This window comes from Photobacterium sp. TLY01, from assembly GCF_021432065.1.
Lineage (GTDB): Bacteria > Pseudomonadota > Gammaproteobacteria > Enterobacterales > Vibrionaceae > Photobacterium > Photobacterium halotolerans_A.
Map to the genome: position 1 here is coordinate 1,829,060 of NZ_CP090364.1, position 13,568 is coordinate 1,842,627.

Annotated in this window: 9 protein-coding genes; 2 read left to right on the forward strand and 7 right to left on the reverse strand. The window is 48.6% G+C overall.

Features of this window, described 5'->3' with window-relative positions; genetic code table 11:
- The first annotated feature begins 164 nt into the window (after positions 1-164).
- Positions 165-2,033, forward strand: coding sequence for a methyl-accepting chemotaxis protein (locus LN341_RS08800; protein ID WP_046219842.1), 1,869 nt, complete (start codon positions 165-167; stop codon positions 2,031-2,033).
- A gap of 55 nt (positions 2,034-2,088) precedes the next feature.
- Here the strand turns inward: LN341_RS08800 and LN341_RS08805 are convergent, their stop codons facing one another.
- From LN341_RS08805 to LN341_RS08835, 7 genes are all read right to left on the reverse strand, one after another.
- Positions 2,089-2,604: a GNAT family N-acetyltransferase gene (locus LN341_RS08805; protein ID WP_234203079.1), complete on the reverse strand. Its 516-nt coding sequence runs from the start codon at positions 2,602-2,604 to the stop codon at positions 2,089-2,091.
- 88 nt (positions 2,605-2,692) lie between these two features.
- The gene (locus LN341_RS08810) at positions 2,693-3,289 is read right to left on the reverse strand and encodes a DJ-1/PfpI family protein (protein ID WP_234203080.1); all 597 of its coding nucleotides are present in this window, start codon (positions 3,287-3,289) and stop codon (positions 2,693-2,695) included.
- 179 nt (positions 3,290-3,468) lie between these two features.
- The gene (locus tag LN341_RS08815; RefSeq protein WP_234203081.1) at positions 3,469-5,013 is read right to left on the reverse strand and encodes a sodium:alanine symporter family protein; all 1,545 of its coding nucleotides are present in this window, start codon (positions 5,011-5,013) and stop codon (positions 3,469-3,471) included.
- A gap of 427 nt (positions 5,014-5,440) precedes the next feature.
- Positions 5,441-7,036 (reverse strand): ABC transporter ATP-binding protein, encoded by a 1,596-nt coding sequence (locus LN341_RS08820; RefSeq protein ID WP_234203082.1) that lies wholly within the window; start codon positions 7,034-7,036, stop codon positions 5,441-5,443.
- Positions 7,037-7,052: 16 nt separating this feature from the next.
- Positions 7,053-8,099: an ABC transporter permease gene (locus LN341_RS08825; protein WP_234203083.1), complete on the reverse strand. Its 1,047-nt coding sequence runs from the start codon at positions 8,097-8,099 to the stop codon at positions 7,053-7,055.
- A gap of 4 nt (positions 8,100-8,103) precedes the next feature.
- Positions 8,104-9,201 (reverse strand): microcin C ABC transporter permease YejB, encoded by a 1,098-nt coding sequence (locus tag LN341_RS08830; RefSeq protein ID WP_046219837.1) that lies wholly within the window; start codon positions 9,199-9,201, stop codon positions 8,104-8,106.
- A gap of 27 nt (positions 9,202-9,228) precedes the next feature.
- Positions 9,229-11,055 carry an extracellular solute-binding protein gene (locus tag LN341_RS08835; protein ID WP_370643622.1) on the reverse strand — a complete coding sequence of 609 codons (1,827 nt, stop codon included), beginning with the start codon at positions 11,053-11,055 and terminating at the stop codon, positions 9,229-9,231.
- A 379-nt stretch (positions 11,056-11,434) separates the two neighbouring features.
- Between LN341_RS08835 and fusA the strand changes: the two genes are divergently transcribed.
- On the forward strand, positions 11,435-13,522 hold the full coding sequence (gene fusA, locus LN341_RS08840; protein WP_046219835.1) for an elongation factor G: 2,088 nt from the start codon (positions 11,435-11,437) through the stop codon (positions 13,520-13,522).
- Positions 13,523-13,568: the final 46 nt, after the last annotated feature.

Consider the following 13,568-nt stretch of genomic DNA (forward strand, 5'->3'; position numbering starts at 1 on the left):
TTGAGCCCTGGGTTAATATTCGGAACAGGAATGCATTATTCCTCACAAAATCATTGCTAATATTTATCCCCCATCACAATTACATATTTTTGCTATTAAGTCTTTTTAACCCTGCGCCGACAATGGAAGAACAATAATAGCAATGACAGTCGTTGAGGGACTCCATGAAGTTTAGCCACAAAATCGTTGCCACTTCGTCGGCAATACTATTCGCCGCTTTAGTGCTGCTTTCCGGCATCCAGTACGTTCACACCAGGGATGATGTGCATCAGTTGGTAGACAACAGCATCGATGAAATTGTATCCGGCGTGAATCAGACCTTAGTCACCGAGATTGCCAGCCGGACGAAATTAGCCAATATCACCGCTGGGATCGTCGAGCAAAATTTATCCCCGGACAGTATTCGTCAGATTATCAGCCAGCCTGTGCTCAAAAACACCTTTGAGCTGACCGGCATCGGGTTCGAAAAAGACGGTTCTTTTATCATCAGTGATCCGTCATGGAAACCAGCACCGGGCTGGGATCCCCGTGCCCGCCCCTGGTACACCCAGGCAAAAGAAGCCGGGCATATGATCATTACCTCGCCTTACCGGGATTCAGTGACCAATGAAATTCTGGTCTCTTTTGCTGCACCGGTTAAAAACAACGGTCAGTTTGTCGGCGCCATCTTCTTTGATGTCAGCATGAGTAAAATTGCCAATCTGATTAACCAGGCCTCTTTGTTTAATGCCGGCTATCTCTTTTTGGTCTCTGAGAAAGATGTGATCATCGCGCACCCGAACAAAGAAGTGAACGGTAAAGCGCTATCGGAAGCGTATCCCGGCATTCAAATCTCAGCGCAGCCTCTGGATACTGTGCTCGATAATGAATCCGTCAACATCAGCTTCCATAAAGTACAGGGACAGACACTCTATATTGGTGCGGTGCTGAAAAATGATGTGGCGTTTGCCGCTGTTGATCAAATCAAAAACAACGCCATCACTTATTCCCTGTTATTCATCGTTGCAGGTTTCGCCGCAGTCTTCTTTTTGGTCAAACGTCTGATGCGCCCATTGGATGTCATCAATCAGGCCATGAAAAACATTGCCACCGGACAGGCTGACCTCACGCAGCGACTGAGCACCAATACTGAGCCGGAATTTGCGTCACTGGCGCAAAGTTTTAATCAGTTCACTGAACGGATGCAGCAACAGATCATCCGCTCGCAAGCACTGAGTCACGACATCATGCAAGGCACTGAGTTAACAGCTCAGGGCGCGAGTCGCTCATCCGAAGCCATGAACAGCCAGCTGCAACAGCTTGAGCTACTGGCAACGGCGATGAATGAAATGGCATCAACATCAGCCAACGTGGCAGACAATGCGCACAGCGCGGCATCTGCAGCCTCCGCGGCTGAATTAGCGGCGCAGGAAGGTGGCAATATCGTCTCCCGGACTTCTGTGTCTATTCATGACTTATCGGATCAAATTGATCAGGCTGTCGATGTCGTCAAAGAGCTGGAATCCGCCACGGGTAATATTGAGCGAATTCTGCAGGTGATCAATGACATTGCCGATCAGACGAACCTGCTGGCGCTGAATGCTGCCATTGAAGCCGCAAGGGCTGGGGATTCCGGCCGTGGCTTTGCGGTCGTTGCCGATGAAGTGCGCACACTGGCACAACGTACGCAGCAATCTACCACTGAAATACGCCAAATGATTGAGCAGCTTCAGGCCGGTGCCAGCTCTGCCACCAGCACCATGGCACTGAGTAAAAACACGGCCAGCGAAACCGTGGCAACGGCACAGGAAGCCGATGAAGCCCTGTCGCGGATTCGTGAAGCCATCCAGCAAATCAACGATATGAATATACAAATCGCCTCGGCTGCCGAAGAACAGAGCCTGGTTGCTGAGGATATCAATGGCAATACCATCAATATTAAGGACTTGTCGGTTCAGGTTGCTGAAACGGCCAACGAAACCAGTATTGCGATGGCAACCCAGATTAAAAACGTGCGTGAACAAAATGAGCTGATGAAGCAGTTTACTGTGTAAACATGTCAAAGCCGCCGGCACCAGTTGGCGGCTTTCTATGTCTCTTTATGGATTTTCACCCCGTTGAAACCCGCTGATAAATATGATCGGCGTACAACTGACCGCCTATCTCATAAGCTTCAGGTATTTTCTCCTGTAACCTGAAACCGCACTTTTCCAGCACACGCTCAGAAGCGATATTGCCTTCGGTTACCACGGCTCTGAACAAGGCAAGTCCTAGTTCTTCTTCCGCCCAGTCAATCACTACACGCAGGGATTCTGTCCCATAGCCTTTGCCATAAAATTCAGGCATCAGCAGATAACCCATTTCCGCAATCCCTTGATCAACAAAAAAACCTGTAATGCCGACTTTTTCACCCGACGCTTTTTCTTTAATGACCAGGGTTAACCAGGCGCCGCTGTCAGGTGTCCACGCCTGAAGACGCGCATGAAATTTTGCTTTTAATTCATCGTCAGACGGCGCATCAAAACATTTTTCGATCACAGCCGGTATCGTATGAAGCGCTTTAAAAAGCGCCCAATCTGTTTCGGTGATGGGATCTAATACTAATTGTTGTGTTTCTAAATTCATCCTGAATCACCTCTTATAGACTGCCTTAAGATTCAATAATCATCCATTTTCACAATGCTGAAGACAACACATCCATCCCTCAGGTTACTCATGCTTCTGAAAGCGTACGGCTAATTAATGCTTCAAATATTTCTGACTGGCCTGCAGGAATAAGCTGCCGATGAATCTCCCGACGTTTATCCACACCATACAAACGCTCTGCCAGCCAACCTGTAAGATACAATTGCGACAAGCACCCACCTGCTGTGGCAAGATTTCCATGCACGACCAGTGCCTTATCTTGGACATAAATACCCTCCGCCTCGAGCGCTGATTTTGCATCCGGATGAGTCGTAGCAGTAATGCCATCCAGCAACCCCAGTTTGGCCAGAAAAAACGCACCTGCACAAATTGACCCAATAAGCTGGTTTTGAGGATCCAGCTTAAGCGATGCCATAAATTCCTGATTATTTAACGCAGCCGGCACCCCTTTATAACCACTGCTGAATAACACAACATCGGCTTCCGAGGCCTCTGCAACATGCCCATCGGTTTTTACTTCCATGCCTAAAGTCGATACATGTGACGGCTTAGTACCCAATATTTTAACGGCCCAGTCTTTTTGGCTTCTTCCCAAAATATCGCGTAGCAAGAAAAAATCGATATCCGTGAAATCATCAAAAATGATGATAGCTATTTGATACATATATCCATATCCACTCATCTGCTTATACTTTACAATGCCAAAAGCTAACACATAAGCATCAACATGTATAAGCTAGTGTGTCTAGTACTGCTTATATTGAATGAGCAACTGAGCAACTGAAACAAAAAAGGCCAGCAAACGCTGGCCTTTGTTCATCAATAACTGTCTGTCAATTCACATTACAAGGTTGATTTGGCTGTACCTGCAGAGGAATCTTCACCCAGGTCAGGCGACTTCTGGCCTTTACGTTTCATACGCTCTTCCCAGTAATCAGCACCTTTGATGCCCAGTTTCACAGGATCGAATACGTATTCTTTCACGCCGGCTTTCTTCTGCAGTTCATAGTCTCTCAACGCTTTCAGCGCTGGTTTCGCCATGAAGAAGATAATCAGAATACCGATGATGTTCAGCCAGGCCATCAGACCAACACCCACATCACCCAGTGCCCAAGCCAGATCTGCGGTTTTCACTGCGCCGTAGAATACGGATGACAGCAAGAACAACTTCAGTACAAACATCAGGCCAGGTACATGAATCGTACGGTGGATGTACGCAACATTGGTTTCAGCAATGTAGTAGTACGCCAGAATGGTCGTGAATGAGAAGAAGAACAGTGCAATCGCAACGAATGGTTTACCCAGACCCGGCATTGCAGTTTCAATTGCCATCTGAGTAAATACCGGGCTGTTTGCAGCAATGTCAGAAGGCAGATTTTGAACCAGGAAAGCACCTTCAGCACCATGGACGTTAAACGCACCAGTGATGATAATCATGAATGCTGTCGCACTACAAACCAGCAGCGTATCGATGTAAATCGAGAACGCTTGCACCATGCCTTGCTGCGCAGGGTGATCAACCTGAGCTGCTGCTGCTGCATGCGGACCTGTACCCTGACCGGCTTCGTTGGAGTAAACACCACGTTTTACACCCCAGCCGATTGCCGCACCGACACCCGCCATTGGCGTAAAGGCATCTCCCACAATCGTGGCAAATACACTCGGCACCATGTCAATGTTCAGCAGAATCACAACGAAGGCAATGACGATATAGCCCAGCGCCATGAAAGGAACAACGATTTGAGTAAAGTGAGCGATACGCTTCACACCACCAAAGATGATGAAAGCCAGTACCACACAGACGATCGCACCAGTGATGATCTTCGCAGAACTGAATGTACCTAAAGTGGTTTCGATCACATCACCAGAACCGAATGCTGCTTCAACCGCATTACCGATACTGTTTGACTGCACGCCTGGCAGAAGAAGACCACAAGCCACAATGGTTGAAATCGCAAAAATCCATGCATACCATTTCTGACCCATCGCTTTTTCAATGTAATAGGCTGGGCCACCACGGAACTGGCCTTCATCTTCTTCTTTATAAATCTGAGCAAGCGTTGATTCATAGTAAGCTGTAGAAGCACCCAGGAAGGCAACAACCCACATCCAGAAGACGGCACCCGGACCACCAAAACCGATGGCTGCAGCAACACCTGCAATGTTACCTGTACCGACACGGCCTGACAGCGAAACTGCCAGTGCCTGGAAAGACGAAATCCCTTTCTCAGAACTCTGTCCGGCGAACAGCAGGCGAATCATCTCGCCGAAATGGCGAACCTGCATAAAACGTGTTGTGATGGAATAAAACAAACCGGCACCCAAGCAAAGATAAATCAATGCCGGACTCCATATTATCCCGTTGATAAAATCGACCAATGACTGCATATGAGTCTCCCTGTTATAGTCTGTTTGGTTACAACTCGGGCAGTATAATACGCAAATTGTAACCCGATTGTTAAGAATTATATTTCATCAGCATTGATTTGCTTGATGAAGGCATCAAATAGTAACAAAACGACAACATCCAGTTGTTGCGACCAGCATTCAGGACACATTCAGAATACATCACCAATCAACACCAATTCGACCTGTGATAATTTGTATAAGGATTAGCCAGGTGATTCATGAAAGATGTCAATAATGTGCAGTATGTCAGCATAAAGCGGGCGTGACAGAAAGCTGCTACGCATCAATAAGCATAAAATACTGTATTTCAAGCATATGCCATCCACAGCATTTATGTGAACTCTGACGCACGAACTGCCCATTAAAAATGGCAGTTCAGCTTAAAGGTCGTCTGTTTAGGTGGGTATCAGCGAACAGCAGACAAATTGACTAAGTGGCGGGTATATTCTGCCTCTGGATGATGAAACAGCTGACGGGTTGGCCCCTGCTCAACCACACAGCCATCTTTCAAGACCAAGGTATAGTGACATAGCGACTTCACAACATTCAGATCGTGACTGATAAACAGGTAACTCAGGCCATACTTCAACTGCAATTCTTTTAGTAAATTCAGCACCTGATGCTGAACGGTGCGATCCAGAGAGGAGGTGGGCTCATCCAGCAGAATAAACTCAGGTTTCAAGACCAGCGCCCTTGCAATGGCGATCCGCTGACGTTGCCCACCTGAAAATTCATTGGGATAACGAAAACGGGTAGACGGATCCAGCTCGACATCTTTCATGGCCTGGCAAATCGCGGCATCTTCTTCCTCATCCGATAGTGCCTGATGGACTTTCAGGCCTTCGCCGATAATCTGGGCGACGGACATTCTTGGATTCAAAGCGGAAAACGGGTCCTGAAAGACGACCTGTAAGCGGCTGCGGAAAGGTAACATACCTTTCCGGTTCAGATGACTGATCTCGTGACCGTCAAAGCGGATGCTCCCTTCGCTGTTTAGTAATCGGAGTATTGCCATTCCGGTCGTCGACTTTCCTGAACCACTTTCCCCGACCAGACCAACACTCTGCCCCTTCTTCAGCTGGAAGCTCACATCGGTCACGGCTTTAATATGGCTGATCACACGTTTCATGATCCCACCCTTGACCGGAAACCAGACACGTAATTTGTCGATTTCAAATAGCGCGGCAGGATCCCCGTTGACCGGGACAGGCTCACCACTGGGATCAGATTGAATGAGTTTCTGGGTATATGGATGAGACGGTGACGCAAAAAGAATCTCTTTCTGATTGGTTTCCACTAATTGTCCGAGTTGCATGACCGCCACACGGTCAGCAATTTTGCGCACAATACTCAAATCATGCGTAATAAACAGCATCGCCATGCCCAGTTCCTGCTGCAGGTTTTTCAGCAAATCGAGGATTTGGGCCTGAACAGACACATCGAGCGCGGTCGTGGGTTCATCTGCAATCAGGAGATCAGGCTCATTGATCAGCGCCATAGCAATCATCACCCGCTGGCGCTCACCACCGGACAACTCATGAGGATAGGCATACATGCGTTGCTCCGGGTTGCGGATACCCACTTTTTTCAGCCAGACCAGCGCACGTTTCTCCGCCGTTCTCTGGCGTATTCCCTTATGGATCGCCAGAGTTTCGCACAGTTGCCGGCCAATTTTATGCAGCGGATTCAGCGACATCATCGGTTCCTGAAAAATCATGCCGATTTTGTTGCCGCGTAACCCGCGCATCTGGCGTTCACTGCAGCGCAGCATGTCCACACCATCGTAATAAATATGACCATCCAGATAACGGGCCGACGCTTTCGGCAGCAAACGCAAAATGGCATTGGCCGTCACAGACTTGCCTGAGCCACTTTCACCCACCAGTGCCAGAGTTTCTCCCCGTTTGATTGTCAGGCTGACATTCTGTGTCACCGGGCGGACAGGCTTACCATTGGCAAAGCCCACAGAGAGATTTTCAATCGTCAGTAAAGCTTCACTCATTGCAGTATCCCGGTCGTTACGATTGGTGGTGTGGGTCGAAAGCATCGCGCACCGCCTCGCCGATAAAAACCAGCAGGCTCAGCATGATAGAAAGCACAACAAACGCAGACAGCCCCAGCCAGGGTGCCTGAAGGTTGGTTTTACCCTGGGCAAGCAATTCACCCAGTGATGGGGAGCCTACAGGCAAACCAAACCCCAGAAAGTCCAGCGATGTCAGCGTGGTTACTGACCCGCTGAGAATAAAAGGCATCATCGTCAGGGAAGCCACCATGGCATTGGGCAACATATGACGCAGCATGATGCGTCTGTCATTGACGCCCAGCGCCTGCGCGGCACGCACATAATCCAGATTCCGGCAGCGGAGAAATTCTGCCCGCACAACGCCCACCAACCCCATCCAGCTAAAGAGCACCATAATGCCCAGCAGCCACCAGAAGTTAGGCTCAACAAAGCTGGACAGGATAATCAGCAAAAACAAAGTCGGCATGCCTGACCAGACTTCAATAAACCGCTGGCCAAACAAATCCAGCCAGCCGCCATAATAGCCCTGCCCGGCTCCGACCATGACACCGACAATGGTTGAAATAACCGTCAGCGCAAAACCAAATAGCACGGATATCCGAAAACCGTAAATGATGCGTGCCAGCACATCACGGCCTTTATCATCGGTACCCAGCCAGTTCACACTATCCGGTGCCGAGGGCGCCGGGCCGGACAAATTATAGTTAATCGTGTCATAGCTGAAATGGATCAGTGGCCAGATCATATAGCCGTCTTGGTTGATCAGATCCTGCACATACGGGTCGGTATAATCGGCTTCTGTGGCAAACTCGCCGCCAAACTGTGTCTCGGCGTATTGTTCAGTGATCGGGAAATACCAGCCCCCTTTAAAACTGACAAACAAGGGCTTATCGTTGGCGATCACTTCAGCAAACAAGCTGATAATAAACAGCACGCCAAACAACCACATCGACCAGTATCCACGCCTGTGCGCTTTAAACCGGGCCCAGCGCTCTTTTGTCAGCGGATTAAAGGTAAATAAGGTCGTCAATGTCTTTCTCATGAGATTACCTGGCCTCAAAATCAATACGTGGATCAACCAGGGTATAAGTCAGGTCAGAGATGATATTCAGAATAAGCCCCAGCAATGTCATGATATAAAGCGAGCTGAATACCACAGGGTAATCCCGCTGAATGGTAGATTCAAAACCCAGCAAGCCAATGCCCTCCAGCGAAAACATCACTTCAATCAGCATTGAGCCAGTAAAGAAAATGCTGATAAACGCACTGGGAAAACCAGCAATAATAATTAACATCGCATTACGAAAGACATGCTTATACAAGATGCTTCTGTCATCGAGGCCTTTCGCGCGGGCAGTGACAACGTACTGTTTGTTGATCTCATCCAGAAACGAGTTTTTGGTCAGCATCGTCAGCGTCGCAAAGCCACCGATGACCATGGCTAAGATAGGCAGTGCAAGGTGCCAGAAGTAATCACCAATTTGCTGATACCAGGTCATCTGATCGAAATCCGTCGAAAACAGCCCGCGTAGCGGAAACCAGCTGAAATAGTTACCACTGGCAAAGAAAATAATCAGCACGATGGCGAACAGGAAACCGGGAATCGCGTACCCGGCTATCACTAATGCGCTGCTCCAGATATCAAACCGGCTGCCATGATTCACCGCTTTCGCAATCCCCAGAGGAATAGAGACGAAGTAAATGATCAAGGTGCTCCACAAACCCAGTGAAATCGATACCGGCAGCCGCTCGATAATCAGATCGATGACATCACCACCACGAAACAGGCTCTCACCAAAATTGAACGTGACATAGTTTTTCAGCATGTCGACATACCGCTCCCAGAGCGGTTTATCAAAACCAAACTGTTTACGTATTTCAGCCACCACTTCCGGGTCCAGCCCGCGGGAGCCACGGTAGCCACTTCCGCCATTGCCATTTGCTTGTGAACTTTCCGACGGCTGCACCTCCTGACCGCCGCCGGTAAAGCGCTCCATAATACCGGAAGTATGCCCTTCAAGCTGCGCCACCGCCTGTTCAACAGGCCCGCCCGGTGCAATCTGAATCACGAAAAAGTTAATCGTAATAATCGCCCAGAGCGTTGGGATCACCAGCAAAAGTCGCCGGATTATATATGCCGTCATACTGCTTTACCTGTTTTCACGTTTCGATTAACGGCGTTTTTCCGGCAACTTGGCCGCCTTGGCCGTATCCACCCACCAAGTATCAACACCCAGTGCATATTTAGGCCGGACCGCAGGACGGTCGAACTTATCCCAGGTCGCCACACGGAATTTACTTAAATGCCACTGAGGTATGACAAAAAAGTTCCATTGCAGCACCCGGTCCAGCGCCGGGCCTAATGCAGCCAGCGCGGCAGGATCTTGCTGGTGCGCAGCGATTTGCTCGGTCAGCGCATCAATCGCCGGATCCTGAACCCCGGCAGTATTGTAGGTGGAGTCCAGGTAGTTGCTGTTCCAGGCAATCAGCAGATTCTGTGTCGGATAGGCATTGGCACTGTAACCGGAAGACACCATGTCAAAATCCCGATCACGCAGGCGCTTGATATATTGCGTTGTATCAACCGTACGGATTTTCATCTCGATGCCCAGTTGCTTGAGGTTTTTCTGCAACGGAATCGCGATGCGCTCCGAGGTCGGACTGTAGATCAGTAGCTCAAACGCCAGAGGCTCTCCAGTCTTCACATTGGTCATGACCTGATTTTTCAGCTCCCAGCCAGCAGCCTTTAATAATGCAAATGCTTTACGTGATTGCGCACGAACACGGCCTGAGCCGTCAGTGACAGGTGGCTGGTAAGATTCAGTAAAAACACGCGCCGGGATCTTGTCTTTTAACGGTTCCAGATAATTCAACTCAGCAGGTGTCGGCAAACCTTTTGCTTCATAAGGGGTATTCTGGAAAAAACTGCGGGTACGTGAGTACTGGTTATAGAAAAGCGTTTTATTCATCCACTCAAAGTCCATGGCGTAATTCAGGGCTTCTCTGACACGGACATCACTGAAAACCGGGCGCTGGGTATTAAAGACAAAGGCCTGCATCGCCTGAGGAATTTCGTGAGGAATTTCTTCCTTCTTTATATAACCGTCATCAAAATTATTTCCCTCATAGAGGGTCGCCCAGAACTTAGCAACATTTTCCTGGCGAAAGTCATATTCACCGGCTTTGAACGCTTCCAGGGTCACAGTATCATCACGATAATAATCGTACCGGATGGTGTCGAAATTATGCCGCCCGACATTCACCGGAAGATCAGCCGCCCAGTAATCTTTCACTCTGGAGTAAGTCACACTCTGGCCCGACTGATAACTGGTTACCTTGTACGCACTGCTGCCAATCGGTGGTTCGTTGAGCGGTTCACTCAGTTTCTTGTCTTTCCAGTAATGTTCAGGTAAGACGTTCATGCCTTCAACCAGAGAAAACAGTTTTTCTCTGTTGGCGACAGACATTTCAACCCGCGCGGTCAGCGGCGATACAGCCGTCACCGACTTCACGTCTTTATAAAAGACACGAAACTGAGGAACACCTTCAGTCATGAACTTATCAAAAGTGAAAGCGACATCTTTCGCGGTAATCGGCTCGCCGTCATGAAATCGCGCTTTCGGATTAATATCAATTTCCATCCAGGAAAAATCGTCGGCATAACGCACTTTTTCTGCGATTAACGGATAGTAACTGTCAATTTCATCACTTGCTGGCGCAAACAAGGTGTCATACATCTCGTCCGCACCGGCTACCGAAACCCCTCTCGAGGCATAACGGTTAAAACTGTCGTACGTGCCGACTTCCGCATAGGTGATGGATCCACCTTTTGGCGCTTCCGGATTGACATAGTCAAAGTGTTTAAATTCAGGCGCATATTTTGCGACACCAAACCCCACCAAACTGGCGGTTTCTATCACCTCTTTTGCCAGTGCACTGGTACTTCCCAGCAATAATCCTGCCATTATTGACAGGCTTACAGTCAATCCATTCTTCATATCCCCTCCAAGGCAACTTCACCTAACAACCCAGTCGACACCAGAAAATCGTTCTTTTTCATTATTGTAAGAGTTGTCAATGACGAACACTGACATGTAACACAAATATATACCATAAGAAAATACGCCGCCTGAATCGCTGGGCATATCATCAAGAAATTTGTTGTTCTGCCCGGCCGGGATGCAACACCTTGTCACAATCAGTTAACAGACATTTTCTGTATTTTTATTGAACAATCATCCAGTTCCTGCCTGAATCAATGGGTTAAAAGCCAACGAATACTTATTAAATTACTCAGATCTATGTTCTGATACTTGTAAGTAGTGCTATACTCCCCACCCTGACATGTGACAACAATTGTTCATATAGAGAAAAACAATGGCAGATCTATCTAAATACAGAAACATTGGTATTTTCGCGCACGTAGATGCGGGTAAAACCACTACCACTGAGCGTATCCTGAAGCTGACCGGTAAAATCCACCGTCTGGGTGAAGTACACGACGGTGCTTCTACCATGGACTTCATGGATCAGGAAGCCGAGCGTGGTATCACCATCCAGTCAGCTGCGACGACCTGTTTCTGGAAAGACCACCGTTTTAACGTTATCGATACTCCGGGACACGTTGACTTCACCGTTGAAGTTTACCGTTCTCTGAAAGTACTTGACGGTGGTGTCGGTGTATTCTGTGGTTCAGGTGGTGTTGAGCCTCAGTCTGAAACTAACTGGCGTTACGCGAACGAATCAGAAGTATCTCGTCTGATCTTCGTGAACAAACTGGACCGTATGGGCGCAGACTTCTTCAGCGTTGTTGAGCAAGTGAAGAAAGTTCTGGGTGCAAACCCTCTGGTTATGACCCTGCCAATCGGCCGCGAAGACGATTTCGTGGGTGTGGTTGACGTTCTGACTCGCCAAGCCTACGTTTGGGACGATTCAGGTCAGCCAGAAAACTACGAAATCAAAGAAATCCCAGCGGATATGGTTGATGACGTAGAAGCTTACCGCGAAGAGCTGATCGAGACTGCCGTTGAGCAAGACGACGAGCTGATGGAAGCTTACATGGAAGGTGAAGAGCCTTCTATCGAAGACCTGAAGCGTTGTATCCGTAAAGGTACGCGTGACCTGGCTTTCTTCCCAACTTTCTGTGGTTCTGCGTTCAAGAACAAAGGTATGCAGCTGCTGCTTGACGCCGTTGTTGACTACCTGCCAAACCCAACAGAAGTTGACCCTCAGGATCTGACTGATCCAGAAACTGGTGAGCCGACTGGTAAAGTTGCAACTGTTTCTGTTGACGAACCTTTCCGTGCACTTGCGTTTAAGATCATGGATGACCGTTTCGGCGCCCTGACCTTCATCCGTATTTACTCTGGTAAGCTGAAGAAGGGTGATACCATCCTGAACTCTGCTACCGGTAAAACTGAGCGTATCGGCCGTATGGTTGAAATGCACGCAAACGACCGTAACGAGCTGGATTCAGCACAAGCGGGTGACATCATCGCGGTTGTTGGTATGAAGAACGTTCAGACTGGTCACACTCTGTGTGATCCTAAGCACGAATGTACTCTGGAACCAATGATCTTCCCAGATCCAGTAATCTCTATCGCTGTTGCTCCGAAAGACAAAGGCGCTTCTGAGAAACTGGGTATCGCACTGGGTAAGATGATCGCAGAAGATCCATCGTTCCAGGTTGAAACTGACGAAGATTCTGGCGAAACCATCCTGAAAGGTATGGGTGAGCTGCACCTGGACATCAAAGTTGACATCCTGAAGCGTACTCACGGTGTTGAACTGACTGTAGGTGCTCCACAGGTTGCTTACCGTGAAACTATCACCAAAGCAATCGAAGACAGCTACACGCACAAGAAGCAGTCTGGTGGTTCTGGTCAGTTCGGTAAGATCGACTACCGTATCAAACCAGGTGAGCCAAACTCTGGCTTCAAGTTCGTGTCTACCGTTGTTGGTGGTAACGTTCCTAAAGAATTCTGGCCTGCAATCGAAAAAGGCTTCGCTGGTATGATGAATACTGGTGTTCTGGCTGGTTTCCCTGTGCTGGACGTTGAAGTTGAGCTGTTCGACGGTGGTTTCCACGCAGTTGACTCCTCTGCTGTAGCATTCGAAATCGCAGCGAAAGGCGCATTCCGTCAGTCTATGCCTAAAGCGGGTGCTCAGCTGCTTGAGCCTATCATGCACGTTGACGTGTTCACTCCGGAAGATCACGTTGGTGATGTTATCGGTGACCTGAACCGTCGTCGCGGTATGATCAAAGATCAGGTTGCTGGTGCAACGGGTGTTCGTATTAAAGCTGACGTACCTCTGTCTGAGATGTTCGGCTACATCGGTCACCTGCGTACCATGACTTCTGGCCGTGGTCAGTTCTCAATGGAATTCTCTCACTACTCTGCATGCCCAGCGAACGTTGCTGACGCAGTGATCGCAGAAGTGAAAGAGCGTAACGCTAAGAAATAATTTATTTTCTTAACGTAACGACAAAAAACCCCAGCTCAGGCTGGGG

Bases quoted from the DNA above. Each gene is read 5' to 3' on its own strand.
- LN341_RS08800 (WP_046219842.1), top strand. From the start codon at position 165: ATGAAGTTTAGCCACAAAATCGTTGCCACTTCGTCGGCAATACTATTC.
- LN341_RS08805 (WP_234203079.1), bottom strand. From the start codon at position 2,604: ATGAATTTAGAAACACAACAATTAGTATTAGATCCCATCACCGAAACA.
- LN341_RS08810 (WP_234203080.1), bottom strand. From the start codon at position 3,289: ATGTATCAAATAGCTATCATCATTTTTGATGATTTCACGGATATCGAT.
- LN341_RS08815 (WP_234203081.1), bottom strand. From the start codon at position 5,013: ATGCAGTCATTGGTCGATTTTATCAACGGGATAATATGGAGTCCGGCA.
- LN341_RS08820 (WP_234203082.1), bottom strand. From the start codon at position 7,036: ATGAGTGAAGCTTTACTGACGATTGAAAATCTCTCTGTGGGCTTTGCC.
- LN341_RS08825 (WP_234203083.1), bottom strand. From the start codon at position 8,099: ATGAGAAAGACATTGACGACCTTATTTACCTTTAATCCGCTGACAAAA.
- LN341_RS08830 (WP_046219837.1), bottom strand. From the start codon at position 9,201: ATGACGGCATATATAATCCGGCGACTTTTGCTGGTGATCCCAACGCTC.
- LN341_RS08835 (WP_370643622.1), bottom strand. From the start codon at position 11,055: ATGAAGAATGGATTGACTGTAAGCCTGTCAATAATGGCAGGATTATTG.
- fusA (WP_046219835.1), top strand. From the start codon at position 11,435: ATGGCAGATCTATCTAAATACAGAAACATTGGTATTTTCGCGCACGTA.